This window comes from Photobacterium sp. TY1-4 (genome assembly GCF_025398175.1).
Taxonomy (GTDB): Bacteria; Pseudomonadota; Gammaproteobacteria; order Enterobacterales; family Vibrionaceae; genus Photobacterium.
In genome coordinates, this window is the sequence record NZ_CP099734.1 from 2637312 (window position 1) to 2661625 (window position 24314).

Annotated in this window: 24 protein-coding genes; 1 reads left to right on the forward strand and 23 read right to left on the reverse strand. The window is 54.1% G+C overall.

The annotated features are described in order from the left end of the window. Positions 1-15 precede the first annotated feature (15 nt). The 23 genes from fliE to NH461_RS12440 all read right to left on the reverse strand — a co-directional run bounded on the left by fliE (position 16) and on the right by NH461_RS12440 (position 23455). A complete protein-coding gene (gene fliE, locus NH461_RS12330; RefSeq protein WP_261600635.1) occupies positions 16-327 on the reverse strand; it encodes a flagellar hook-basal body complex protein FliE in 312 nt (103 codons plus the stop codon). A gap of 160 nt (positions 328-487) precedes the next feature. Beyond that, on the reverse strand, positions 488-1870 hold the full coding sequence (locus NH461_RS12335) for a sigma-54-dependent transcriptional regulator (RefSeq protein ID WP_261600636.1): 1383 nt from the start codon (positions 1868-1870) through the stop codon (positions 488-490). Further along, positions 1870-2937 carry a sensor histidine kinase gene (locus tag NH461_RS12340; protein WP_261600637.1) on the reverse strand — a complete coding sequence of 356 codons (1068 nt, stop codon included), beginning with the start codon at positions 2935-2937 and terminating at the stop codon, positions 1870-1872. Before NH461_RS12340 ends, NH461_RS12335 begins: the two co-directional genes overlap by 1 nt. A 142-nt stretch (positions 2938-3079) precedes the next feature. Next, entirely contained in the window at positions 3080-4537 is a 1458-nt protein-coding gene (locus tag NH461_RS12345) for a sigma-54 dependent transcriptional regulator (protein WP_261600638.1), read from the reverse strand. Between the two features lie 286 nt (positions 4538-4823). Further along, positions 4824-5228: a flagellar export chaperone FliS gene (fliS, locus tag NH461_RS12350; protein ID WP_261600639.1), complete on the reverse strand. Its 405-nt coding sequence runs from the start codon at positions 5226-5228 to the stop codon at positions 4824-4826. 16 nt (positions 5229-5244) lie between these two features. Continuing rightward, the gene (locus NH461_RS12355; RefSeq protein ID WP_261600640.1) at positions 5245-5529 is read right to left on the reverse strand and encodes a flagellar rod protein FlaI; all 285 of its coding nucleotides are present in this window, start codon (positions 5527-5529) and stop codon (positions 5245-5247) included. Between the two features lie 23 nt (positions 5530-5552). After that, positions 5553-6938 (reverse strand): flagellar filament capping protein FliD, encoded by a 1386-nt coding sequence (fliD, locus tag NH461_RS12360; protein ID WP_261600641.1) that lies wholly within the window; start codon positions 6936-6938, stop codon positions 5553-5555. 22 nt (positions 6939-6960) lie between these two features. Next, positions 6961-7413 (reverse strand): flagellar protein FlaG, encoded by a 453-nt coding sequence (locus NH461_RS12365; protein WP_261600642.1) that lies wholly within the window; start codon positions 7411-7413, stop codon positions 6961-6963. Positions 7414-7476: 63 nt separating this feature from the next. Then, positions 7477-8625, reverse strand: a complete 1149-nt coding sequence (locus tag NH461_RS12370) for a flagellin (protein WP_261600643.1) — start codon at positions 8623-8625, stop codon at positions 7477-7479. A 314-nt stretch (positions 8626-8939) separates the two neighbouring features. Then, a complete protein-coding gene (locus NH461_RS12375) occupies positions 8940-10085 on the reverse strand; it encodes a flagellin (RefSeq protein WP_261600644.1) in 1146 nt (381 codons plus the stop codon). 427 nt (positions 10086-10512) lie between these two features. Then, the gene (gene flgL, locus NH461_RS12380) at positions 10513-11703 is read right to left on the reverse strand and encodes a flagellar hook-associated protein FlgL (protein ID WP_261600645.1); all 1191 of its coding nucleotides are present in this window, start codon (positions 11701-11703) and stop codon (positions 10513-10515) included. A 15-nt stretch (positions 11704-11718) separates the two neighbouring features. Next, positions 11719-13602: a flagellar hook-associated protein FlgK gene (flgK, locus tag NH461_RS12385; protein WP_261600646.1), complete on the reverse strand. Its 1884-nt coding sequence runs from the start codon at positions 13600-13602 to the stop codon at positions 11719-11721. Between the two features lie 245 nt (positions 13603-13847). After that, positions 13848-14870: a flagellar assembly peptidoglycan hydrolase FlgJ gene (flgJ, locus tag NH461_RS12390; RefSeq protein WP_261600647.1), complete on the reverse strand. Its 1023-nt coding sequence runs from the start codon at positions 14868-14870 to the stop codon at positions 13848-13850. Between the two features lie 47 nt (positions 14871-14917). Continuing rightward, complete coding sequence (locus tag NH461_RS12395) at positions 14918-15994, reverse strand: flagellar basal body P-ring protein FlgI (protein ID WP_261602902.1); 1077 nt, start codon at positions 15992-15994, stop codon at positions 14918-14920. A gap of 94 nt (positions 15995-16088) precedes the next feature. Further along, the gene (gene flgH / locus NH461_RS12400; RefSeq protein WP_261600648.1) at positions 16089-16862 is read right to left on the reverse strand and encodes a flagellar basal body L-ring protein FlgH; all 774 of its coding nucleotides are present in this window, start codon (positions 16860-16862) and stop codon (positions 16089-16091) included. 18 nt (positions 16863-16880) lie between these two features. After that, positions 16881-17669, reverse strand: a complete 789-nt coding sequence (flgG, locus tag NH461_RS12405) for a flagellar basal-body rod protein FlgG (RefSeq protein WP_261600649.1) — start codon at positions 17667-17669, stop codon at positions 16881-16883. A gap of 20 nt (positions 17670-17689) precedes the next feature. Beyond that, positions 17690-18439 carry a flagellar basal-body rod protein FlgF gene (gene flgF / locus NH461_RS12410; protein ID WP_261600650.1) on the reverse strand — a complete coding sequence of 250 codons (750 nt, stop codon included), beginning with the start codon at positions 18437-18439 and terminating at the stop codon, positions 17690-17692. Positions 18440-18665: 226 nt separating this feature from the next. Beyond that, positions 18666-19973: a flagellar hook protein FlgE gene (flgE, locus tag NH461_RS12415; protein WP_261600651.1), complete on the reverse strand. Its 1308-nt coding sequence runs from the start codon at positions 19971-19973 to the stop codon at positions 18666-18668. Positions 19974-19995: 22 nt separating this feature from the next. After that, the gene (gene flgD, locus NH461_RS12420) at positions 19996-20709 is read right to left on the reverse strand and encodes a flagellar hook assembly protein FlgD (RefSeq protein ID WP_261600652.1); all 714 of its coding nucleotides are present in this window, start codon (positions 20707-20709) and stop codon (positions 19996-19998) included. Positions 20710-20727: 18 nt separating this feature from the next. Beyond that, complete coding sequence (gene flgC, locus NH461_RS12425) at positions 20728-21144, reverse strand: flagellar basal body rod protein FlgC (RefSeq protein ID WP_261600653.1); 417 nt, start codon at positions 21142-21144, stop codon at positions 20728-20730. A 2-nt stretch (positions 21145-21146) separates the two neighbouring features. Continuing rightward, complete coding sequence (gene flgB, locus NH461_RS12430; protein ID WP_261600654.1) at positions 21147-21542, reverse strand: flagellar basal body rod protein FlgB; 396 nt, start codon at positions 21540-21542, stop codon at positions 21147-21149. 146 nt (positions 21543-21688) lie between these two features. After that, on the reverse strand, positions 21689-22519 hold the full coding sequence (locus NH461_RS12435; protein WP_261600655.1) for a CheR family methyltransferase: 831 nt from the start codon (positions 22517-22519) through the stop codon (positions 21689-21691). Between the two features lie 18 nt (positions 22520-22537). Further along, positions 22538-23455, reverse strand: coding sequence for a chemotaxis protein CheV (locus NH461_RS12440; RefSeq protein WP_261600656.1), 918 nt, complete (start codon positions 23453-23455; stop codon positions 22538-22540). 229 nt (positions 23456-23684) lie between these two features. Between NH461_RS12440 and flgA the strand changes: the two genes are divergently transcribed. Next, positions 23685-24290, forward strand: coding sequence for a flagellar basal body P-ring formation chaperone FlgA (flgA, locus tag NH461_RS12445; RefSeq protein ID WP_261600657.1), 606 nt, complete (start codon positions 23685-23687; stop codon positions 24288-24290). The last annotated feature ends 24 nt before the right edge of the window (positions 24291-24314 follow it).

The window sequence follows — 24314 nt, forward strand, 5'->3', positions numbered from 1 at the left end:
AACTATTTCCCGATCTTAAACTGGCATGTTCATCAGTTGCTTATAGGCGTCCACCAGCTTATTGCGGACCTGAACGGTGGCTTCAAAAGCGACGCTGGACTTATTCCGGGCAATCATCACATCCGACAGAGACACACTGCGATCCCCTTGATCGAAACGTGTGGCCAGCTCGCCAGAAGCGGACTGCAGTTGATTGACGGTTTTAATCGCATCACCCAGGACCGCGCCGAAGTCTGCGCTCACCTGCTGACCGGTTGCCGGATGCGACGTATTCTGGGCTTCCAGCTTCATCGCCTGCATTTCTGCCTGAAATCCGTTAACTTTCATGATATTCCCCGTACAGTCAAAAAAGTGTCACCGCTTTAGATACAGTGACGGATTTTATTCATTTGAGTTCGTGTTGCCTAGTCTTCACGTGGTTTCGTGAAACGATTAGCAAGCTTACCGCCAGTGCAAGCCGATAACCCTGCCTCAGTGCAGTTTTTCCTTAAACTGGGATCTCGATTCCAGCATCGCGCATTTTCGCCAGCTTATAACGCAGGGTGCGCGGACTGATCCCCAATTTCTCCGCGACATCCTTGCGCCGGCCTTCGCAGGCGCGGATCGTATCGAGGATGATGGCAAATTCCTGCTCGCGCAGCTCTCCCCCCAACCCTTCGACGCCGGACGGGATCTGCACCGGCTCGATCGTCGGCACTGGTGGTGTCGATTCTACCGCGGTTTGCAGGCTTTGTGCATCCAGCCAATCCAAACCTTCCAATAAAATGTGTTCACTTTCAATTCGGTGGCCATCAGCCAGGATCAGCGCCCGCTGGATCACGTTATCCAGCTCCCGCACATTGCCCGGCCAGCGATATTGCTGGAGCTTTTGAATCGCGGCAGTGCTCAACGTCGGGACCGGTAGTCCCTGCTTCATACAATGGCGCTCTGTCAGATAACCGGCTAACGGAGCAATATCTCCGACGCGCTCAGCCAATGCCGGCCACACGAGCGGAAAAACATTGAGCCGATAATACAGATCTTCGCGAAAATGCCCTTCCGCTACATATTGCTTGAGATCCCGGTTACTGGTCGCCAGAACCCGGACATTGAGCTTGATACTCTTGCGGCTGCCGAGCCGCTCGACTTCCCGCTCCTGCAACACCCGCAGCAGTTTGACCTGCAGGTTCAAGTCCATCTCGCTGATTTCATCGAGCAGGATCGTGCCGTCCTGCGCCTGCTCAAACTTACCGGGACAAGCCTGGACGGCGCCAGTGAAGGCCCCTTTTTCGTAGCCGAACAGCGTCGCTTCCAACATATTGTCCGGGATCGCCGCACAGTTAATCGCGACAAAGGGGCCATCCCGGCGCTCGGAATGTTCGTGAATATAGCGGGACATCACTTCTTTGCCGGAGCCGCTTGGCCCCAACACCATCACGCTGGCATCGGTTTTTGCGACCTTCTCTGCCAGCGCCAGTAACTTCTTCGACTTCTCATCCTCGGCAATGGCGTGGCTGGATTCGCTTTTGACCGGTGCGTAACGGCTGACCATGTTCAACAGCACTTCCGGCGCAAAAGGCTTGGCCATATAGTCGATGGCCCCTTCTTTCATCGCGGATACCGCATCTTCAATATTGGCGTAGGCGGTCATCAGCAACACCGGCAGCTTCGGCCAGTGTTGTTTAATGCTGCGCAGCAAGCCCAGGCCATCCATGCCGGCCATCTGCACATCAGAAACCACGATATCGACCGGCTCAGATTTCAACAACAGCAATGCCTGCTCGGCACTGTCCGCTTCCAGCCATTGGTAGCCGGCCAGGGCTAACGTATCAACCAGCGCCTCACGCAGCCCTTCATCATCTTCGACGACCAATACACGGCTTTGATTCATCACGACTCTCCAATTGCTTGTTGTTGGTGGGTTGTTGCGGCATCCGGTGCCTGAGCCGACGCGCCAGCCAGGGGGAAAGTCAGGGTAAAACAGGCGCCCTGACCCGGCTCGGACTCGAGAGACAATTGCCCTTTATGGGCAGTGGCCACCATCTGAACTACAGCCAATCCTAACCCCGTCCCCTGCTGGCGGGTGGTAAAGAAAGGCTCCAGGATTTTCGATTGCATCTCCGGTGCAATTCCCGGCCCGTTGTCGGCAACGGAAATCTGCACCGTCTCTCCCTGCAGCCGACAGTAGAGTCCGACCCGGCATTGCTTTCCGGACATCTGAATGGCATTGGTGATTAAATTCCCCAGCGCACTGGCCAGGGCATTGGCGTTGCCAAGCAGGGTCAAGCTCTCGTCTTCGCAATCAATGCTGAAATCGACCTGGTTGGAGACCACCTGGGCTTCGACCATGTTATCGAGTTCATTCAGCAGACTCTCCAGGGTAAAAGTGGCGACCACCTTGTTGTCACCGCCCTTTGCAAACAAGAGCATATCATTAACCTGCTTTTCCAGATCATGTAGGCGATCAACTAATTTGGTCTGAAACCGCTGCCGGGTGTGCTGATTCAGATTCGGCGCCGATAAATTGGCGGCGTACAGCATGGCACTCGAAAGCGGGGTCCGCACCTGGTGCGCCAGCGAAGCGACCATCTTACCTAAAGAAGATAACCGCTGCATTTCACTGATCCGCGATTGCAACAGTCGGGTTTCCGTCATATCGGTAATAAAAATCAACTGACCGCTGTCTGTGGCCGAAATGGCCAGTTTGACTTTCCGTCCGCTGCGCAACGAAACCTCATGGCCGTCATCGTCCTGTGGCGCGAATGCCCGCTGAATGACGGAAAACCAACGCTCTCCGACCAACGGCTCGCCGAGCAAACGCCGGGCTTCCGGATTCGCTTCATCCACGACCCCGGTCGAGTCGAGAAAAATAACGCCGGACGGCATGACGTCCAGAACCTGCTGATAGCGGCTTACCTGCTGGGTGAGCGTCCCGGATGGTGGAGCATTGTCGGCCATGAGTTCCCTGATAAAAACGCATAAAAACACCAATTAAGCATGTTTTATGCCAAAATAAAATTCATATTATCAATGGCTTGGCGAAAAGAAAAGAAAGCAGGCAGTGTCAAGAAGGTGACACTGCCTGCGATAGAGAGGAAAATTAGCGCAGGTCGTCTTTGTTCAGACCATATTTGCGCATTTTTTCAACCAGCGTCGTTCGGCGCATACCCAGCATATCTGCTGCGCGGGCAACCACGCCGGATTGGGCTTCCAGGGCCTGACGGATCATGTCAACTTCCAGATCAGCCAGCATTTCTTTCAGGTTGACCCCTTCCGGCGGCAAATCGCTCATGCCGGCATGCTCATCCTGCTCGACATAGCTGGAAGCGAACATGTCGGCCAGCGCGGCCCGCTCTTGATCTTCCGTCGACAGGAAATGATCTTCCGGTTGGAACTCCGGCAAATCGTTATAGCGATACTTCATCGGCAGGTGGTTGACGTCGACCATCTCCCCCGGATACAGAATGATCAGACGCTCGACCAGATTCGCCAGTTCACGCACGTTGCCCGGCCAGTCATGCTCCATCAGGGAGGTAATGGCACGCGGCGTAAAATGGATCAGCTTCGCCCCTTCGGCTTCCATCCGCGCCAGCAGCTCTTGCAGCAACAGCGGGATATCACCAATCCGTTCGCGCAGTGCCGGCATCTCAATCGGGAACACATTCAGGCGGTAATAGAGATCTTCGCGGAACGTATTGTTCAGGATCATCTCATCCAGATTACGGTGCGTTGCCGCAATGATCCGGACATTGACCTTGATGGTATCGTTGCCACCTACCCGCTCGAAGCAGCGCTCCTGCAGCACCCGCAGGAGTTTCACCTGCATCGGCATCGGCATATCGCCGATTTCATCCAGGAACAGGGTACCGCCTTCAGCCAGTTCGAAACGCCCCTTCCGCGCAGAAATCGCTCCGGTGAACGCACCTTTCTCATGGCCGAACAGTTCGCTTTCCAGCAACTCCGGCGGGATCGCGCCACAGTTGACCGGCACAAACGGCCCTTTGCCACGGGAAGAATGGTAGTGAACATTACGGGCCACCACTTCTTTTCCGGTGCCGGACTCGCCGAGGATCAACACGCTGGCATCCGTAGAGGAAACCTGTTCAATCAGATGACGGACCTGGCTGATCGCTTCGCTGCGACCCACCATGCTGCGGAATAAGGTGTTTTTCCGCCCCAGCTGCGGGACCTGGAATGCACGCTTGCCAAGGAATTCCTGGCAATGGCGTAACGCATCAGACAGCTGGCCGTAATATAACGGCAACTCCAGTTCACCCACATAATTGGGTAACCCCGCCAGCTCTTCGGCATGGCATGATAATGCAATGACAGGAATATGATTGTGGACTCTTAATTCATCCAGAATCTTTTTCAGGGTTTTCCCATTACTTACTTTTCCCAGTAAACAGGCACCCCATTCCTTTTCCCAAAGCGAATTATCAACCTCACCAGCCGACACAGCTTCGTGTTGCTCACCAACAAAATTCAGGATGACACTGAGGTCATGACGGTGCTGCTGGTCGTCATCAATAACGAGGGTTTTTGCTAAACCTTGCATAGGAGAGATATTGCCTGCCTTTATAGGATTTTCTATTCTATGGCTTTTATACCAAACTGAGTCATCAGCAGAGCCACTGATCTTCATTCAGTTGAGTATTACTGAGGAACAGCAACCAAAAGTATTGCCGTCCATTGTAATAAAAGCACAGGATAAGGCAACCGGGGACACGCAAAAGCTGTGACCCCAGTACAAAGGAAAGTGTAGATCAAGGCATTGGCGGTGGTATTTTGACTATCCAGGCGAGCAGCCAGTAACCAATACCCTGGTTTGGGAAACGACGGGACTAGACGTCAAGCTGCGTCATGTTGTGATATTCAGTCGGGATCTGATCCCAGGCGGATTTGATTTCCCGCAACATGTCGATCACTTCGTCGATCGGCGCGTCCAGGTTTTCCTGGTTGGCTTTGTAGATCTGCTGGATCATATAGTCATACAGTGCATCCAGATTCATCGCAATCTCAGCACCATCTTCCATCGACAGACAGCTGCGCAGACTGATCACAATATCCAGCGCCTTGCCCAGACGTTCGCCTTTCATCGCAATATTGTTCTGACCCATGGCCGCTTTGCCCTGGATCAAACGCTCAATTGCCCCGGCCATCAGCATCGAGATCACACGGTGGGGTGATGCCGATGTTAACTGACTGTCTACAGATACACGCTTGTAAGCCTGTAGTGATCCTCTCATTGCCATTTTTCTAACCTTACCGAAATGTATTGTAAATCTGCATCGAGCGTTGCCCGTGCTGTAGTCGCTGTAGCTGACCTGCCGATCGCTCTCTGTGTTGGCGAATCCGGTCAAGTAAACCCGACGTGCGTTCTACGGCAGCCCGCCACTCGTTGTGATCCAAGTGTTCAGGCGCTGCCATGAGTTGTTGTAACAATTGATGACGCTGTTGAAGCATCTGCTGCAGTGGCCCGGCATCGACTTCCCCGTCGGTTGCCAGAAGTGCTTCTAATTGATCATCAAGCTGTTGTAATCGCTGCATCGGTCACCTCATTGATCCGACCATCAGGACGGCAGCATGCTCATCATTGAGCTGAGCTGACCTTTCATGTCGCCCATCGCCTTATCCATGGCCGTAAATTGATCATGCACCCGCTTCTGGACACTGTCCATCCGGCGATCCAGCTGCTCCTGCTCACTGTTGAGCGCCATCCGCTGCTCATTCAGGCTGTCTTGCCGCCCTTTGATGCTGCCGGTGATCCCGGTATGCGCATGGATCAGATCTTCCACCTTACGGGCAAACCCTTCACGGCTGGAAAAAAATTCACCGACATCGGCAAAGTTCTTTTCCAACTGACGATCCAGCAGATCATAATCAATCTCAAGTTGCCCCTGCAACGTGGTGGTGATCCCCAGCTCACTCAGAGTTTTGATGCTCTCCGGCGCACCTTCAACGGGCGTCGAAAACACCGCACGCAATTGGCTGTCGATGGTCCGGATAATACTATCACCCACCAGCGGACCTTTGTCCTGAGTTTCCGGATCAAACTTGGCCAGCTCCTGGGACGTGGCATAAAACTGGTTGTAGGCGTTAACGAACTGCTCGATGGCGCCGCCCACCGCGTTGCGGTCATAAGCGACATCCACAATCACCGGCTTGTCCTGCGGCTGACCGAACTCATCCCGCTGCGTCAGCGCCTGCAGGTTGAGATCAACGCCTTTAATGGCATCTTCAATGGTGTTGGTATCGCTGGTCACAACAGCCAGCCCGTCAATCACCACTTTGGCATCCTCAGCCGCCTGCATCTCCCGCATCGAGTTGATCTCGTTATTCGGATTAAATCCGAATTTTTGCAAGGTACTGGCCACCGGGGCATCCACCCGGATCTTAATGTTGTTCTGTTCGCCGCTTTTATCCGCTGACAACACCAGACGCGCACCGGCGTCGTCCTGGATCACCGATGCCATGACCCCGGTATTCGCGGGATGGCGGTTGATCAGCCGAACCACATCGAGAATTTTGCTCTCATCTTCCGGAATGTCGACGTTAAATGCGCTGGCACCCAGGGAGATCGCCAGTTTTCCGGCGCCCATTTTTTCTTTGTCGTCAAATGTCCCGGAGACAATCTTGTGCGACTGTGCCAGTTGCTCAACCTTCACACTGTACTTCCCCGGAAGTGCCTCATGCGACGCATTCGCCGTCAGGACTTCCGGCGTATCCGAGCTGACCGTCCGCGCCGATAAGGTATGATTGCGACGAAAGTCTCCCATCAAGTACTTCATGTCGTCCAAAGCACCCTTCAGCTTCCCGTAGGCACTGATACTGACATCAACATTGTCGCGGCGTTCGTTAATACGCGCTTCTTTCGGTGCCCGCTCCGCCTCGACAATTTTGCTCACCATGCTGTTAATGTCGAGACCGGAAGCCGTCGCGGCTGCGCCTATGTTCATTACCACCTCTATCGATATCGCATCAGACTTTCGTCATGACCAAGCCTCCCGAATGATGCGCCAACTGTCGCGACAGCGACAACATCTCTTCGTCAGGAATTTGGCGAACCACCTCTCCGGTACGCTTATCGTAAATCGTGACCACATTCTTACCTGACTCTTCATCGATCCGAAATGCCAGGCCTTTATTGAGCGTCGTCCCTACAAATTCTTCAATCCGCGCCACCACCTTCTCCAGTTGCTCCCGCTGCAGTTGATGTTGCTGCTCAGCCTTGCCGGACTGCTCGACCCGCCGGACATCGCTTTGACCGCTGTCGCTGCTGGTGGTGATCGGTGCACTGGCGACTGGGGCCGCAGGGATCTCTGGAGATTGACGCTTAGATTTATTTGCAAGACTTGTGCCAACAGAAGCATGGGTGCCATTCTCGGGGGAACGGGAGGGAAGTGAAGAAGTTGAAACAGATTTGACATCCATATTCGTTCACCTTCTGAAAGCAGAAAGCGGCAAGGGGGCAGCCCCTTGCCGCTTTCAGAGGGATTAGCCCAGCAGGCTCAGTGCAGCCTGAGGGGCTTGCTTGGCTTGCGCCAGGATAGACGTTGAAGCCTGTTGCAGGATTTGGTTCTTCGTCATATTGGTTGTTTCTTTCGCGAAGTCAGTGTCACGGATACGGCTGTTCGACGCGTTGACGTTTTCGTTCACGTTGTTCAGGTTGTTGATGGTGTGGTTCAGACGGTTCTGAGAAGCACCCAGCTCAGCACGGTTTGAATCGACATACTTCATCGCGCCGTCCAGAACCGCTACGGCTTTCTGAGCACCACCAACAGAGGTGACGTCAATCTCAGACACGGTGGTGTTAGCTGCTGTACCGGCAATCGTAGCATCAATCGCATTGCCTTTGCTGTCGGTCATCGCCATGGTGCCAGTGGTGACTGCAACTGCGCCTTCAGCAGAGAACAACTGTAGTTCACCTTCTTCAGAAACCGACGCATTGATCTTGTCATTCTGACCGTTGATTCGGGTGGCGATTTCTTCAATGTCATCACCTTTCACCAGGTCAACCTTCACAGCTGTCGCAGTACCGGCAGCGTCAGCGACGCTCAGTTCAATCGCGGTATTGGCATCCAGAGTGGCATCCGCAGCAACTTTTTTGTCGGAAACCAACATGCTGCCGCCCATTTTCGCTTCGTCGGAACGGATGTTGTTGAAATTCATCTGAACCGCTTCACCCGAGTCAGCACCGACCTGGAATGAACGGGAGCCAAAGGTGCCGTTCAGCAGTTTGGTACCACCGAAAGAGGTGGTTTCTGCGATCCGGTTCAGCTCGTCGTTCAGCGCGGTCACTTCTTCCTGGATCGAGTCACGGTCTTCCTGAGAGTTCGAGCCGTTGGACGATTGCAGGGCCAGATCACGCATCCGTTGCAGGATGTTGGTGGTTTCCTGCATTGAACCTTCTGCCGTCTGCGCCATCGAAATACCGTCGTTGGCGTTACGAACTGCCACATCCAAGCCACGACTTTGCGTCATCAAACGGTTCGAGATCTGCAGACCCGCGGCGTCATCTTTGGCACTGTTAATTTTGCTACCAGTTGCCAGGCGCTCCATTGAGTTTGCGGTCGCGTCAGTCGCCTGACCCAGGTAGCGCTGAGCGGTCATTGCAGAAACGTTCGTATTTACTGTAACTGCCATAGTGTCTCTCCTTTCCTATTCATCATGGCTTGACCAGCTCAGCCGGAAAAACCTTGTTATTCTGTGTTCATGAGTTGTAACGGCATGGATTGAAAAACCTTTAAGCTTTTTTTGGAATTTTTTTGTGGTCGCTGTGAAATGTGATCGCACGCATGAAAATAGCCGCGGTAATTCCTCAAGCCCAGGGAGGATAGGGCCCTTGTTCAGATCCCAAGGGATTGATTCACAGAAAATCGTGTCGCGAAATACAAAAACGGCAAGGGATTGCCCCTTGCCGTTTTTGTAAAAGGTATGACTAGCGTCTGCGCGGAAACTTACTGCAGCAAGCTCATCGCTGCCTGCGGCACCTGCTTGGCCTGGGCCAAGATAGACGTCGACGCCTGTTGCAGGATCTGGCTCTTGGTCATTTCGGTGGTTTCCTTGGCAAAGTCTGTATCGCGGATCCGGCTGTTCGAGGCCGACACGTTCTCAGACACATTCGCCAGGTTATTGATGGTATGACCCAGACGGTTTTGCTTCGCACCCAGATCGGCGCGCTGGCTGTCAATATACTTCAGCGCCGCATCAATGATCGGTACCGCGTGCTGTGCACCACCGACGGTTTCCACATCAACCGAAGCCACGGTGACATTTTTTGCCGCGCCCATTGCCATGGTGATCTGCGTGCCGTCTTCATTGTTCATTACCACGTTGCCCGATGACATCGCCACGGTACCATCACCGGAAAAGATCTGCAGCTGGCCTTGTTCATCGACGGATGCATTGAGCTTGTCATTCTGGCCATTAATGCGGGTCGCGATCTCTTCAATGTCATCACCGGCTACCAGCGTTACATCGACGTTCGTCACATTGCCCAGGCTATCGGTGATACTAAACTGGACCGGAGAATCGGCGCTCAGCTTCGCATCGGCCTTGATCGGCGTCGTAGACTGCATCAAGCTGCCGCCCATTTTATCGTAGTCGGCACGCACACTGTCGATGCCCATGATGATGGCTTCACCGGAATCGGCACCGATCTGGAACGCCGCTTCGCCGAAGGTGCCGTTGAGCAGTTTCCGACCACCGAAAGCAGTAGTTTCAGCAATCCGGTTCAACTCGTCCTGCAGGGCGTTCACTTCTTCCTGGATCGCCACGCGGTCTTCATCTGAGTTCGCACCATTGGAAGACTGCAGCGACAGATCCCGCATCCGCTGCAGGATACTGGTTGATTCTTGCATCGCCCCTTCCGCAGTCTGGGCAATCGAAATGCCATCGTTGGCGTTACGCATGGCAACATTCAGGCCACGCGTCTGAGCAACCAGACGATTCGAGATCTGCAGACCTGCCGCATCATCTTTTGCGCTGTTGATTTTGCTACCGGTCGACAGACGCTCCATCGATGTACTCAGGTCACTCGTTGCTTTGCCCAGGTAACGCTGCGCCGTCATGGCAGAGACGTTAGTGTTCACGGTTACAGCCATTTTGCTCTCCTTTGACTTTCGCTCTTGGTTGGCGAAACAGCCTACCCGCAACAGTCGGAACAAAGACCTTGAAGCGGGGCCAGCTATAAGTTGTAAATCATATCGGCAACATCATTGCCGAGAATTCATGGTAGTAATCTTATTAAGCAATCATCGTGCCAAAAAAAATTCCCTTTAATAACAGTCAAATATGCCTTTATGTCACGCTATCTTGGCGAAAGCGGCAAGCCCGTGCCAGTTCAGTTGCCACTTTGCCGAAACTTTGCCGGAAGCCGCGTTCATCTTTTGCCGCCAGCACCCGCTATCCTGCCGTGCTTAGTGCTTAGTGCTTAGTGCTTAGTGCTTAGCGCCTAGTGCTTAGTGCTTAGCGCCTAGTGCTTAGTGCTTAGCGCCTAGTGCCTAGTGCCTAGTGCCGCAAGCAATCGGATCAGATGTAGTTAAACAAATTCAAATCTTTGGTTTTGGCAAAGGCCTGCTGGGATGCCTGCAGCGCCATCATGTTTTCATTCAGTTCAATGACCGCGGTGGCATAATCCAGATCTTCCAGCGTCCCGCGGGCCTGCTTCATCACGATCCGGAAATCTTCATGCATATCTTCCTGGCGATCTAAGGTTTGCAGCCGGGTACCAATTTCGGAGCGGGCCCGGTTGATATGCTTGAACCCTTCGGATAACTCGGCGGCGACCTGGTGTAGCTCGGCAGACGCTGAAGCATCGGATACGCTGCGATCCGACAGCTCGATACCGCGGCGAAAAGCATCAAACACGTTCACTTTGTCCTGGCGGGACAAGTCGATCACGTCGCCATTCTCGATTTCCCCTTCGATGTCCACTTTCAGGGTGCCCCATTCAATCCCTTTGCCGGGCTCGAACGGTGCGCTGCTGACCACTGCCCCATTCTGGTACAGCTGGTACGAAGTGCCGGACGGTGCAGTCGTAAACTCAACCCGGTACGCGGACTGATCGGCATCGTTGCTGTTGGTCGCTTGCGAGAGCAACAACATCGAGCCTTCCTGCAACTGATAGTCCGGCTGGTAATCGCCATACGGATTGGTAACCTCCAGGAACAGCTTGTCGCCGGCATCATTCATCGGCACTTCCACGGCCGGAGCCACCTTGGCCATGCGCTGGTAGCTGTCGCCGACGTAGCTGACATGGCCGTTGTTATCGCGGAAAAACGGCTGCTTGCTGTACTGGGTTCCGGCAAACACGTAGTTCCCGGATTCATCCTGGGTGTTGACCAGATTCATAAACGAATCAAACAGCCCCTGCATATCCTGCTTATGCGCCAGGCGATCATCGCCAGACAACGAGCCGTTCACCATCATCATCGACTTGCGTTTGGCTTCGTCGAGCAGGTTTTCGACCTCAGTGATCGCGGTTTCTTCGTTGTCCAGCCGGTTACGGGCCAAGGTGATCGATTTCAGCGATTGTTCAAGCTGGGTATTTTGCTGATCAAAATTCTGAATATAAATTGAGGAGACCGGGTCGTCTCCGGCCGTCAGCAGGCGCTTGCCGGAAGCCAGCTGCTGCTGGTTCTCCGCCACTTTCACCTGCTGGCGGTTCATGTCATTGGCTACCGACTGATAATTATGGAAGCTGGCAATTCGGCTAATCATGGTCTGTCAGTCTCCCTAGCGTGAAGCATTCAATAAGGTGTCAAACGTTTCGTTGGCAACGGTCATGATCCGGGATGAAGCCATATAGGCTTGCTGGAACTTCATCATATTTGCCGCCTCTTCATCGAGGTTGACCCCGGCAATTTCTGCCACCCGGCCCTCGGCCGCATCTTTCTCCACCAGCCCGACTTCTTTCAGGCGCGAGGCAGAAGCCTTCTGGACCCCCATCTCGGTATTCAGCCCCTGGTAGACATCAATCACGGTGGCACGGCCACCGTCCATGAATTTGTCCGCCTGCAGGTTCTGCATCCGGATCAGATTGCCGTTGTCCCCGTCCGCCGCATTGAGGTTGACCGCAAACAGATCGCCTCCCGCAGCACCCGGCCCCAGCGTGAAGCCATTGCCGCCAACAAGCACTTCTCCGGACGGCGGATAAGGCTGCGGCGGCTGCAAAATATTGCCTTGCTTATCCAGCACGGCAAACTGGCTGGCATCCGGCGACACCGCCACCTGAAATTCCTGCAATCCCCCGGCGCGGGTCACGTTAAACTCTGCGCCGCCCTGGATCTGGCTGGCAGAGCTTAAATAACTCTGGGCGGCAATGCCGGCCGGATCAGCCAGGGTCATGCTGATCTCTCCGGCCGCCGAACGGGTCGGTCGCAGCACAACCCGCTCCCCGGCTTTCATCGGCACTTCCATTTCCACCCGGAAGCCATCCATTGAAAATGCCGACGGGGTGCCGCTTGGGATCACCGTCTGGCGGCTGCCATCCGGCATCGCCAGGGTGTGCTGGCTGCCATCAAACGTCAGGCCGTACTCGCCGATTTTGATCCGGCTGAGATCTTCGACATAGACTTTCAGATCCGCATTCGACCCCGCCGGGAGCATCACCCGGGCCGCTGCCACCGCCGGATCGTTGACATCGCGAAACATGTGCTGACCGACCTGCCCCTGCAAATCCAACCCCTGCTGCTGCAGTTCGTTCACCGAATGGGAAAAACCGATCGCAATCCGCCCGATCTCATCCATCGCATGGGTCAGGGTTTCATCACGAAACTGAAATAAGGCGGCCATTTTTCCGCCGATATCATCATTTCGGATGGTTTTCAGCGATTTTCCTTCCACAATCGCCAACTGGGTCTGCTGCGGATCCGGTTTGCCGCTGACCATGCGCAGCTCACTGGCTTCCGTTCCGGAAACCAGGGTATGGCCGCTGCCAATCATGACGTTGAAGCTTTCGTCATTCTTGCGGGTCACCGTGACCTTGGTATATTCAGACAGCTCATTGATCAAGCTCTGATGGCGATCCAGCAGATCGTTGTCATGACCGGATGCCGGGGTTTTCACCAACGCTTTGTGAACATCCACCAACTCCCGGGCAATGTCATTGACCCGGTTCAGGGTGCGTGACAGGACTTCGTTGGTTTCTGATTGCTGACGCGCGAGAATGGTGTAGTTGTCATTCAGACCAGCTGCCACCATCTTGCCTTTTTCCAGCACCACTTTGCGTGACCCCATATCATTCGGGCTATCGGCCAGGGCCTTCACGGCGTCATACCACTGGTTCATATCTTCCGGAATTTTCTTGGCACTGTTGGCCAGCATGTTATCCAGTCGGCCCAGTTGCCCTTCCCGCTCCATGGCATAGCTCAGATTCGTGGTGGTCAGGTTCAGTTCGTTGGTGGCAAACTGATCAAACCCGCGGCGAACTTCTGCCGCATGAACCCCGGTGCCGTATTGGTTGCCCCCCCACCAAATCGGATCATTGGCTTGCTGGACCACAGACTGACGGCTGTAGCCTTCGGTATTAACATTGTTAATGTTATGGCTGGTGGTATTGAGCTGCCGTTGAGCAGTCATCAGCCCCTGCGAGCCAAGGTTGAGCAAGTCAAACCCCATGGATCCTCCGTCACTGAGGGGGTGAGTATCATCTGGGGATAAATAAGCAAGAATCGAGCCACATAAATCAATCAACACTAGTTGATTGATTTATAATAAATTATCGAATGAAATGTGCAGCGTGGAACGCTGACAGGCAAGAGTTTGCCGGACCGGCTCAGGCGGGGAGCAAGGCTGTTCTGTCCATCCGGTGCCGGGCTGCGGCGAGCAACATCGCAGCCCTTCAGACACCGACGGCAACCTGGTTATTGCATCAAGCGTTTGACGGTGTCCATTACGCTGATGACTTTATCGGAATATTTGGGGTCGGTCGCATAGCCGGCCTGATGCAGGTTGCGGATAAAGCGGACCGGATCTGCCGGCTGCTCTAAGGCCTGCGAGTAGCGTGGGTTCTCATTGAGAAAGCGGACATAGTCATTAAAGCTCTGTTGATAGTTATCATAAGAGCGAAACGCCGCTGTTTCCTGTACCGGGATCCCGTTGTGAAACTCCAGGGTACTGGTCGCAACCTTGTTGCCCGACCAACGCGGATCGGCCTTAATATTAAACAAGTTATTGCTGTTGCCGGCTGCGTTGCGGATCACCTTCTTCCCCCAGCCGGTCTCCAGTGCTGCTTGTGCGATCAGCACCGACGGATCCGTCCCCAGGGCATGGGCAGCCTTTTCCGCATAGGGCCGCATGCGGGACACAAAATCTTCCGGGGAGCGAAACTCGGGCTCAGGGGCTGCGACTTTCCGGGGCGGTAACGGCGCAGTGAAAGTCGCGGGTTGCGTTTTTTGCATCAACGACAGCGCATCATCCGCGGCTTTTTCGATCAGGGCTTTGTCCGTAAGTATCGCTTTATCCACGGGCATCGCTTTATCCGACTGGCGATCCGCCAGCGGCTTTGGCTCCGGCGGCCAGTTCAGCGGAACTTCCTTGGCCGCTTCCCGAAACGCCGGCTCATCGGCTGAAACCGCCTGATCTTCCACCCCACCCAACTGCGACACAATCAGATCGGCAAGCCCGAGCGATCCGGTGGTGCTGAGTTCACTGGCCATCTGCTCATCACGCATCTGCTCAAAGAACTTGGTGTTATTACTACTCATTAAATCCGACTCGAATGCCTCGTTCGCCTGACGCATGGATTTAAACAGCATCTGGGTGAACAACGCCTCAAACTGCTGCGCCGCACCACGCAATGAGGCACTTTCGTCGTTGTTAATCCCGGCCCGCAACCGTTCCAGGTTGGAGATATCATGAATAAAGCCCGGTTCGGTGGTCTTCATAGTCATAAACCTACAGTCAGTCGCGCTACAGTTCTTGGAGAAAAGGTTTAAATAATGATCAGCTGGCCTTCAATGGCCCCGGCCTGTTTCAGGGATTGCAAAATCGCCATCAAATCTGACGGCGCCGCGCCGACCTGATTCACGGCCCGGACCAGCTCATCCAATGTTACGCCCGGCTCGAACTTGAACATCCGGGAATCTTCTTCCTCAACATTGATGTCCGAATTCGGAACCAGCACCGTATTGCCGCCGGAAAACGCATTCGGCTGGCTGGCCGTGAGGTTTTCCTTGATCGTTACCGTCATCCCGCCATGGGTGATGGCCGCCGGTTTCAACCGGACATGCTGGCCGACCACAATGGTGCCGGTGCGCGAGTTGACAATGATTTTGGCCGAGCCGTCAGCGGTCTCGAACTCGAGATTCTCAATGGTCGCCAGAAATGCAACCCGCTGGCTGACATCGCGCGGCGCCCGAACCCGAACCGACGTGGCATCGACGGCAGCAGCCATCTGCGGCCCGAGAAACTGGTTCACCGCGTCAGCCATCCGCTGGGCCGTCGTGAAATCAGATTCCAGTAGGTTAAAAGTCAGAAAATCCCCACGGCCAAACGGATTCGGGACTTCCCGCTCCACCATGGCGCCATTGGAGATATGGCCGACAGTCGGTGTATTGGCGACGATCTTGGAGCCATCAGCGCCCTCGGCACTGAATCCCCCGACCACCAAACTCCCCTGCGCGATCGCATACACTTTACCGTCCAGACCTTTGAGGAAGGTTTGCAGCAACGTTCCGCCCCGCAGGCTCTTGGCCGAGCCAATGGAAGAGACCGTAATGTCGATGGTCTGCCCCTGCTTGGTAAACGGTGGCAAGGTTGCATTCACGGCCACTGCCGCGACATTCTTGGTTTTCGGTTTGGTCCCCGCCGGCAGCTGAATACCAAAGTTCTGCAACATGGCATTAAAGCTCTGATCGGTAAACGGCGTGGTTTCCCCGGTCCCCGGCAAGCCGACCACCAGGCCATACCCCACCAGCTGGTTACTGCGCACGCCGGCAACCTGCGCCACGTCTTTGATCCGAGCCGCTTGTGTCGGCATCGCCAACAGCAGGATCAGGCCCATCAACATTGTCGAAAATTTCACTTGGTACTCCGCTGATCCCGATGTTCAGGCATCTCTGAGTTTAACAGGGCCGAGTGATCAATCACTTGATTCAACCGGCTTAAATACTGACGTTAAAGAACCGGGCCAGCCAGCCCTGCTCCTGAACGTCCTGACGATCACCGGTGCCGGAGTACTGGATCCGGGCATTGGCAATCCGGGTCGAGGCGATGGTATTTTCCTGGCTGATATCATCCGGTCGAATGGTGCCGCTGACCCGGATATATTCATCCCCGGTATTTAACGTCAGCCATTTCTCGCCACGGACCAACAGATTGCCGTTGGCCAGCACTTCAATCACTTCCACCGAGATCGAGCCCTGGATGCTGTTGCTCTGATCTGCCGATGAGCTGCCGGCAAAGGTATTGGCGTTGCTCAGGGCGTACGACAAGTCCCGCTCGCCGATCGTGAGCGGCTTCCCGCCCAGAACAATCGGATCCATCGACAGATCGGCAGATTTATCCAAATCCGAACTGGCACTTTTCTTGGCCTGCGTTTTTTCTTCCAGCATCACGGTGACGATATCGCCGATCCCGCGCGGTTTGGTATCGTCATACAGATCCTGCGCCCCGGCGGCATCGAACAACGAACCGGTAGCCGTTGAGTAATGCTCTGGCTGTTGTTGCGGCCGGATACCGGTCCAGGCCGGATCACCGGCTTGGGGATCATCACGGCGACGCATGCGGTCGATCAGATCACCATCCTGCTTGGTGGTGCCTTCCACGGCATCGATCGGCGATGTTGCCTGCGCAACATCCGACGTTTGTTCCTGCTCTAACTGAAATTGAGTACAGCCGGAGAGCACCAGGACCAAGCCCAAAATGAGTTTCTTCATCGCCACATTAACTCCCGATTAGAGCTGCTGGTTGACGTAGCTGAGCATCTGATCCACGGTCGAGATCACTTTCGAGTTCATCTCATAGACCCGCTGGGCTTCAATCATGTTCACTAGCTCTTCGGTGACGTTCACGTTCGACGTCTCCAGCATGGATTGGCGGATTGAACCCAGTCCGTCCAGGCCCGGAACCCCTTCCTGGGCATCCCCGCTGGCACCGGTCGGCAAGAACATGTTCTGGCCAATCGGCTCCAGACCGCCCGGGTTAATGAAGTCAACGGTGGTGATCTGACCCAGCACCTGGTTTTCCTGCTGGCCCCGGATCCGCGCCGACACTTCACCGTCGGTCCCAATGGTGATCCCAACCGCATCTTCCGGCACCACAATTTCCGGTTGCAGCACATAGCCTGAACCACTGGTCACCAGCTGCCCTTCACCATTAATGGTGAACTGACCATTGCGGGTATACCCCATGTTGCCGTCCGGCAGCAGGATCTGGAAGAAACCGTCCCCTTCGATCATCATGTCCATGGCGTTGTTGGTGGTTTGGGTATTGCCTTGCGTATGGACTTTCTGGGTCGCGACCACTTTCGCGCCGGCCCCCAGCATCAAGCCGGACGGCAGTTCAGTATCCTGCGTCGACTGGCCGCCCGGTTGGTTAATATTTTGATAGAACAGATCTTCAAAGACCGCACGGCTTTTCTTAAAGCCCACGGTCGAGGCGTTCGCCAGGTTATTCGAAATAGTCGAAATATTGGTTTGCTGCGCGTCAAGACCTGTTTTACTGACCCATAGTGCCGGATGCATATTGAATTCCTCTTATCGGTTTAGCCTAAACGCAGCAGTGACGAAGATGCCGCATCCATTTCTTCTGCTGTTTTCATGAGTTTGACCTGCATTTCAAAATGGCGTTGCAGGTCGATCATGCTGGTCATTTCCCCCACCGCATTGACATTGCTGCCTTCCAGTGCCCCCTTCAGCAGCGTGACACCGGCATCTGCGTCAAACACTTCATTCGGGGTTTTGGATTTAAACAGGCCATTGGCGTCTTTGCGCAGATCGGCATGATCCGGGCGAACCAGTTTCAGGCGATCGATCACTTCCATCGCTTCCGGTGGTGCCCCCTGCGGCAGCACGGAAATGGTTCCGTCCTTACCGACTTCAATTTTGCTGATTGGGAGTGGAATAAAAATCGGGCCGCCGTTTTCACCCATCATCAGGTGGCCGCTGCTGTTTTGCAGCATCCCGGTTTGATCGATCTTCAGATGGCCGGCACGGGTATAGGCTTCTTGGCCTGTCGGGTCCACAACCGTCAACCAACCGTCACCTTCAACAGAAACGTCAAGATCCCGACCCGTGGTCATCACCGAGCCTTGTGACATATCCTGCCCGGGGCTCTCCGTCATCGAAAATACCCGGGTCGGCAACCCTTCACCGTATGCCTGCATACTGCGGGCCTGCGCCAAATCGGCACGGAAACCCGTCGTCCGCACGTTGGCCAGGTTGTTGGCATGCAACTGCAACCCATACATGTCTTGCTTGGCGCCACTCATGGCCAAATACAGTGAACGATCCATTATTGCCTCTCCAATCACAATCTGGACAAAATAAAGCAATAACTATGCCACTAAAAATAGCAACTACAAATCAGGAGGTTAGCCAAATCTGCGAACGCAGGCGGCCAGAGAGAGACAATTTTATGGCAGGTTCGGACAACCATTGCCGCTTTTTTAACGCAAAGGCCAAACAGCGGCAATGGCTGCTTCAGGCGACGCGTGAGCGCCACCTGAAGCCCGGATGGGATTAGCGGATTTGCAGAATGGTCTGCTGCAGCTGATTATCCACCTCCAGGGCACGCGAGTTGGCCTGGAAGTTGCGCTGTGCGGTGATCAAATCCACCAGCTCCTGGGTCATATCAATGTTGGACTGCTCCAGGGTGCCGCTCTTCACGGCGCCAAAGGCCCCCTGGCTGGCTTCACCCCAGATGGCAGCGCCGGAATCCTGGCTTGCCACCCACTGGGTACCGCCTTTGGAGACCAGGCCCTGCTCATTCGGGACCCGCACCATGCCGACACGGCCCAGAGTGACGTTCTCACCGTTACTATAAGTCGCGACAATCGAGCCTTTGGCATCGATATCGACTTTAGCCAGATAGCCGGTTGTCGCCCCGTCTTCGTTAAAGCGACGAATTTCAAACGGCGCCGCATATTGGGTCGGCTCATCAAAGTTCACCGACAGCGTCTGGTTTTCATCCGCACCGTTCAGGTTCAGACCGGCACCTGCTGCGCCGAGCGGCTCGGTTTGGATTGGGTTACCGCCATTGACCGAAGCCACTGAGCCATCGGTATTAAAATCAAGAAAGCTGCCCTGCTGGCCGGTGGCTGTGGCTGAGCCGCCATTGACCACATTGACCGGCTTCTCTCCGGTAGAATCGGTCGCAGTGTAGTAAACCGCCCAGCGATTTGCCGCCGTATTATCTTTCACGTAATACGTCGTCATCTTGTACGGCTGACCCAGGGAGTCATAAATCGTTACGGAGGTCGATTTATTGTAAGAATCCGGGTTATTGAAATCGAATTGCTTAGGATCTTTGACGTCCGCGTTGGCCGGCAGGTTCACCCCAACCTCAACATTCCCAGATGCCCGTGGCTGACCAAACTGATCCGGCACTTTCAAAGACTGTGCTTCGTAAGAGGTGACCTGATCGGTTTCCTGATCGACCTGATAACCCAGCAGGTACTGGCCCTCGGAGTTAACAATTTGGTTGTCTTTATCAAGGTGAAATGCGCCGTTTCGGGTCAGGCTGTTATTTTGTGGCTGCAATTTATCATCCGCAACCGCGAAAAAACCGCTGCCCGAAATCCGCAAATCCATCGGGTTATTGGTATAGATACTCGACCCTTCGTGGAATTGCTGAGCCACGACAGAGGTTTGCACCCCGCCCCCGGTAGTGGTTTTGGCATTCGAAAAAATCGAGCTTGAATACACATCACCGAACTCGGCACGGGACTCTTTAAAACCGTAGGTATTGGAGTTGGCAATGTTGTTACTGGTGGTATTGAGGTCTTTCTGCGAAGCCCCGATACCGCTGAGTGAAATATTAAATCCCATGTGTTACATCTCCTAAAACCGGTTAAACCTTGCCGACTTCCAGTACTTCAGACAGTTTGAACGGCGAATCATAGCCCGCCAGATTCAGCATGACATTCCCGTCGCCGTTCCCCAGCAACACGCTGTTGACATTGGCATACGTGGAGACGTCAAACTCACGGTTTTCACCGTCGACTAACCCGGCAACCTTGAGCTGGTAGCGACCCTCCGGCAATAAATTGCCGTTATCGTCCTTACCGTCCCACTCTACCCGATGTTCCCCCGACGGCTTGGCGCCCATATCCAGGGTTTTAATCAATTGGCCCTGCTCATTTTCAATGCGCAGCATCATGTTGTTCAGCGCCTGCGGCAGTTTGACCATCCCGGCCACCGAACCCTCGGCCGTTTTCACCCCAGTGGCACTCGGGACCAACACATCCCGCCCGACCAGAGAAGAGGCCTGCAACGCCTGGTTCGAGGTCATGGCAGAGTTCAAGCTGCCAAACTGCTCGTTCATTTGGTTGATGCCGTCCACGGTGGCAAAAGAAGCCATCTGGGCAATCATCTGATCATTCCCGACAGGTTTGAATGGATCCTGCTGGGCAAGCTGCTTGGTCAGCAATGAGAGAAAGTCTTCCTGCTTCAGCTCATTCTGGCCGGTGACCTTTTGCTCTTCCTGCAGCTTTTTCTCTTGCATCCCCTTGAGTTGATCAAGGTAGGACAAATTGCTTTGACCTGCGCCGTTAATACCGGTCATAACAGTCACTCCTTACCCTTATTTACCCATCTGCAATGTTTGCATCAGCATCTGCTTACTGGCATCTGCAACCTGCACATTGCTTTGATAGGAACGAGAAGCTGAAATCATGTTGGCCATTTCTTCCATCACATTCACATTCGGCTTGTAGATATACCCTTCCGCGTTGGCTAACGGGTGCTCCGGGTTATATTCGGCCCGCAGTGGCTTTTCACTTTCCACAATGCCTTTCACCTGTACCGGCACGCTCTCTTCGCGATTATAGCGGGCACTTTCCAGCGCAGCGGCAAACACCGGATGGCGGGCGCGGTAAGTTTCTTCCGCCGAGCTGCTCACACTGTTGGCATTGGCCAGGTTACTTGAGGTGGTGTTCAGACGAACCGACTCCGCACTCATGGCAGAACCCGTGACATTAAAAACGTTAAACAAGCTCATGATTATTCTCCTTTTAATGCCTTGCTCAGGTTCTTGAATTTAGAGCCCAGAAAGTCAAGTGACGCCTGATACTCCAGTGCGTTTTGCATAAACAGGTTTTGTTCCAGCTGCGCGTCCACCGTGTTGCCGTCGCCGGTATCCGGCTGAGTCGGCACCCGATACTTTTGCTCACCCATCACCATCGTAGAGGCAGAGATATGCCGTTCATTGGTCCGACTAAGGCCAATGTTTGCCTCTGAGGTTGCCGCATTCAGCGCACGCTGAAAGTCGATATCTTTTGCTTTGTATCCCGGCGTGTTGGCGTTGGCGATATTACTTGCCAGGGTTTCCGCACGTTTGCCACGTACGCCAACTGTATGCTGATGAATACCTAATGCTTTATCGAATGAGATGGACATTGCAGCCTCCAAAAATCGTTAACGATATAAAGCAAAGGCTGTGCCAATTTTATCAATAAGCGAGATCAACAAGGAAAAAGAGACGGCAGATAGCGCCAAAGGGAGAGGGCTGAGCCTGCAGAGTAACAGGCTCAGCATCATGGGGATTATTTCAGCTTGTAGATAATGCCCGGGTTACAGCGGATCATCTCGAATTTATCGGTCAGACCGGTCAGCGACTCCGAGGCCCCCAGCAGCAGGTACCCCCCCGGGTTGAGGCTGGCCGCCATTTGATTGAGCACCTTGGCCTTCATGTCCGGCGAAAAGTAAATCAGCACGTTGCGGCAAAAAATGACATCAAACTTCCCCAGCAGCGCATAACTGTCTTTCAGGTTCTGGGGACGAAAGTTGACCATGCGCTTGACTTTGTCATTGACCTTCATCCGTCCGTCGCCGTTATTTTCAAAAAACGTCCGGCGACGCTCCGGAGACAGGCCGCGGCTCAGGGCCAGGTTGTCATAGACTCCGGCACGGCAGGTATCCAGCATCGTCTGGGAGATATCCGTGGCGGTGATCTGCACCCCGCCACCCAGCATCCCCGGCCGGCGGCTCTGTGCCTCCAGTACCGTCATGGCAATGGAATACGGCTCCTGGCCGGAAGAACTGGCCGAAGACCAGATCTTAATCGGGCGCTTGTTTGCCGCCAGCTCCGGCAAAATTTTGTCGGCCAGCACCGTAAACGGATAGGTATCACGAAACCACAGCGTTTCGTTGGTTGTCATCGCATCGACCGCTGCGACCCGTAACTCCCGGTTACGGCCACTGATCACCAGTTGCAGCAACTCAGAAAGAGATGATAGCGAAAATCGGCTGACCAACGGACTTAAACGGCTCCGGACCAAATACTGCTTGCTATCGCCAAGTACTATGCCGCACTGCGCTTCTAAAAAACGGCAAAAGTCACGGTATTCCTGGTCTTTTATGGTTATGGCTGTCATCTACTACTCTTATTCCGATTATTGCGGCATGGCGGCTTTCACCGCAGCACCCAGTTCATCCGGGTTAAATTTAGGAATGAACGCATTGGCGCCCACTCGCTCAACCATCGCCTGGTTAAACACCCCGCTCAGGGAGGTATGAAGAATCACATGTAAATCCTTCAGCTTGGCATCATTGCGGATCTCGGCCGTGAGGGTATAACCATCCATTTCCGGCATTTCAATATCGGAAATCACCAGGGCCAATTGCTCGTAAATACTCTGCTCGGAAGCCATCTGGCGCAGCTTCTCAATTGCTTCTTTACCGTCTTTGACCAACACGCACTCACAACCGATCGCTTCAATTGCCCGCTGCACCTGCTTGCGTGCAACACTGGAGTCATCGGCAACCAGCACCCGACGCACGGTCGGCGTCTCTTCGACCAGCTCTTCCAGAACCGTGCCGGTAATGTCGGTGCTGACCGGCGAAATCTCATCTAGGATCTTTTCCACATCGAGAATTTCGACCAGCTCGTTATCAATTTCAGTCACCGCGGTCAGGTAGTTCTCTTTACCGGCCCCTTTCGGCGGCGGCAGGATCGATTCCCAGTTCATATTGATAATGCGCTCAACCGATGACACCAGGAAGCCCTGCACCGAGCGGTTAAACTCGGAGATGATCACAAAGCAATTGTCCAAATCTTCAATCGGGCGACCACCGGTCGCCAGGCTCATGTCAATCACCGAGATCGTCTGACCACGAATGTGAGCGATCCCTTTGACCAACGGGTGCAGGTTAGGCATAGTGGTCAGTTTCGGGCACTGTAGCACTTCTTTGACTTTAAATACGTTTATTCCGTAGCGCTGGCGTCTCTTGAGCCGAAAGGTGAGTAGCTCCAAACGGTTTTGCCCAACAAGCTGGGTGCGCTGATTCACTGAATCCAGTATCCCCGACATAAGGTGACTCCATGTTATTCGTGTTTTCTGACGATGCGTGTTTGATGAGCATTCTCACCGCAAATTTCATAAGATCAGCTCGAGGCTAATTGTAGCCCCTTCGACTTTGCATTAAAGAGTAAAAACCGTGACCCAAAGAACACATTTCACACTCTTGTCTCTGCTTTTCGGCCTTACAGCCATTTTCTTTAGCCCTTTTGTGTCAGCTGAGACCCAAAATCCGCTCGATATGGTCCAGCATACCGCTGAAGAATACGTAAAGACAATTGTTGATAAGCCGTCAAAGGGTCAACTGACGGTTAAAGCGGCCAATTTGGACTCGCGATTAAAACTCAGTCACTGTGCCGCCCCGCTGGATGTGTCGGTTCCGGGAAAGCAGTCCTTGAGCGGTAATATTACCGTTCTGGTCCGATGTCCGACCGATGACTGGCAGGTTTACGTCCCCGTTCAGACGCAACTCTTATTGCCTCGGGTCGTGGCAATCAAGCCGCTGGCACGCGGCGCCGTGCTGACCGGTGCCGATCTCGACGTTCGGTTGGTTGAGGCCCGTTTTCAGCGCGGGGTGCTGTTCGATGCCCCGGAACAAATCATTGGCTCTAAAGTGAAGCGCAATGTTAATATTGGCGAAGCGATTGAAGGCAACGATATTTGCCTGGTGTGCCGCAACGATGTGGTGCTGATCAAGGCCGGCCACAGCGGGTTCAATGTGATCACCAAAGGCACCGCCCTGTCCGACGGCTCCCTCGGGGAGCAAATCCGGGTTCAGAACAGCAAATCCAAACGCATCGTCGACGGGGTGATCACCGGCGTCGGTGAAGTCACTGTTCGCTTTTAAAAAATGCTAAAGTTATCCCAAGGG

Bases quoted from the DNA above. Each gene is read 5' to 3' on its own strand.
- flgD (WP_261600652.1), bottom strand. From the start codon at position 20,709: ATGACCGGTATTAACGGCGCAGGTCAAAGCAATTTGTCCTACCTTGAT.
- NH461_RS12345 (WP_261600638.1), bottom strand. From the start codon at position 4,537: ATGCAAGGTTTAGCAAAAACCCTCGTTATTGATGACGACCAGCAGCAC.
- NH461_RS12370 (WP_261600643.1), bottom strand. From the start codon at position 8,625: ATGGCAGTTACAGTAAATACGAACGTTTCTGCAATGACCGCTCAGCGC.
- NH461_RS12365 (WP_261600642.1), bottom strand. From the start codon at position 7,413: ATGGATGTCAAATCTGTTTCAACTTCTTCACTTCCCTCCCGTTCCCCC.
- NH461_RS12335 (WP_261600636.1), bottom strand. From the start codon at position 1,870: ATGAATCAAAGCCGTGTATTGGTCGTCGAAGATGATGAAGGGCTGCGT.
- flgK (WP_261600646.1), bottom strand. From the start codon at position 13,602: ATGGGGTTTGACTTGCTCAACCTTGGCTCGCAGGGGCTGATGACTGCT.
- flgB (WP_261600654.1), bottom strand. From the start codon at position 21,542: ATGTCCATCTCATTCGATAAAGCATTAGGTATTCATCAGCATACAGTT.
- flgC (WP_261600653.1), bottom strand. From the start codon at position 21,144: ATGAGCTTGTTTAACGTTTTTAATGTCACGGGTTCTGCCATGAGTGCG.
- flgG (WP_261600649.1), bottom strand. From the start codon at position 17,669: ATGCATCCGGCACTATGGGTCAGTAAAACAGGTCTTGACGCGCAGCAA.
- NH461_RS12340 (WP_261600637.1), bottom strand. From the start codon at position 2,937: ATGGCCGACAATGCTCCACCATCCGGGACGCTCACCCAGCAGGTAAGC.
- flgH (WP_261600648.1), bottom strand. From the start codon at position 16,862: ATGAAGAAACTCATTTTGGGCTTGGTCCTGGTGCTCTCCGGCTGTACT.
- flgE (WP_261600651.1), bottom strand. From the start codon at position 19,973: ATGGGATTTAATATTTCACTCAGCGGTATCGGGGCTTCGCAGAAAGAC.
- fliE (WP_261600635.1), bottom strand. From the start codon at position 327: ATGAAAGTTAACGGATTTCAGGCAGAAATGCAGGCGATGAAGCTGGAA.
- flgL (WP_261600645.1), bottom strand. From the start codon at position 11,703: ATGATTAGCCGAATTGCCAGCTTCCATAATTATCAGTCGGTAGCCAAT.
- fliS (WP_261600639.1), bottom strand. From the start codon at position 5,228: ATGAGAGGATCACTACAGGCTTACAAGCGTGTATCTGTAGACAGTCAG.
- NH461_RS12435 (WP_261600655.1), bottom strand. From the start codon at position 22,519: ATGACAGCCATAACCATAAAAGACCAGGAATACCGTGACTTTTGCCGT.
- NH461_RS12395 (WP_261602902.1), bottom strand. From the start codon at position 15,994: ATGTTGATGGGCCTGATCCTGCTGTTGGCGATGCCGACACAAGCGGCT.
- fliD (WP_261600641.1), bottom strand. From the start codon at position 6,938: ATGAACATAGGCGCAGCCGCGACGGCTTCCGGTCTCGACATTAACAGC.
- NH461_RS12375 (WP_261600644.1), bottom strand. From the start codon at position 10,085: ATGGCTGTAACCGTGAACACTAACGTCTCTGCCATGACGGCGCAGCGT.
- flgJ (WP_261600647.1), bottom strand. From the start codon at position 14,870: ATGAAGACCACCGAACCGGGCTTTATTCATGATATCTCCAACCTGGAA.
- flgF (WP_261600650.1), bottom strand. From the start codon at position 18,439: ATGGATCGTTCACTGTATTTGGCCATGAGTGGCGCCAAGCAAGACATG.
- NH461_RS12355 (WP_261600640.1), bottom strand. From the start codon at position 5,529: ATGCAGCGATTACAACAGCTTGATGATCAATTAGAAGCACTTCTGGCA.
- NH461_RS12440 (WP_261600656.1), bottom strand. From the start codon at position 23,455: ATGTCGGGGATACTGGATTCAGTGAATCAGCGCACCCAGCTTGTTGGG.
- flgA (WP_261600657.1), top strand. From the start codon at position 23,685: ATGGTCCAGCATACCGCTGAAGAATACGTAAAGACAATTGTTGATAAG.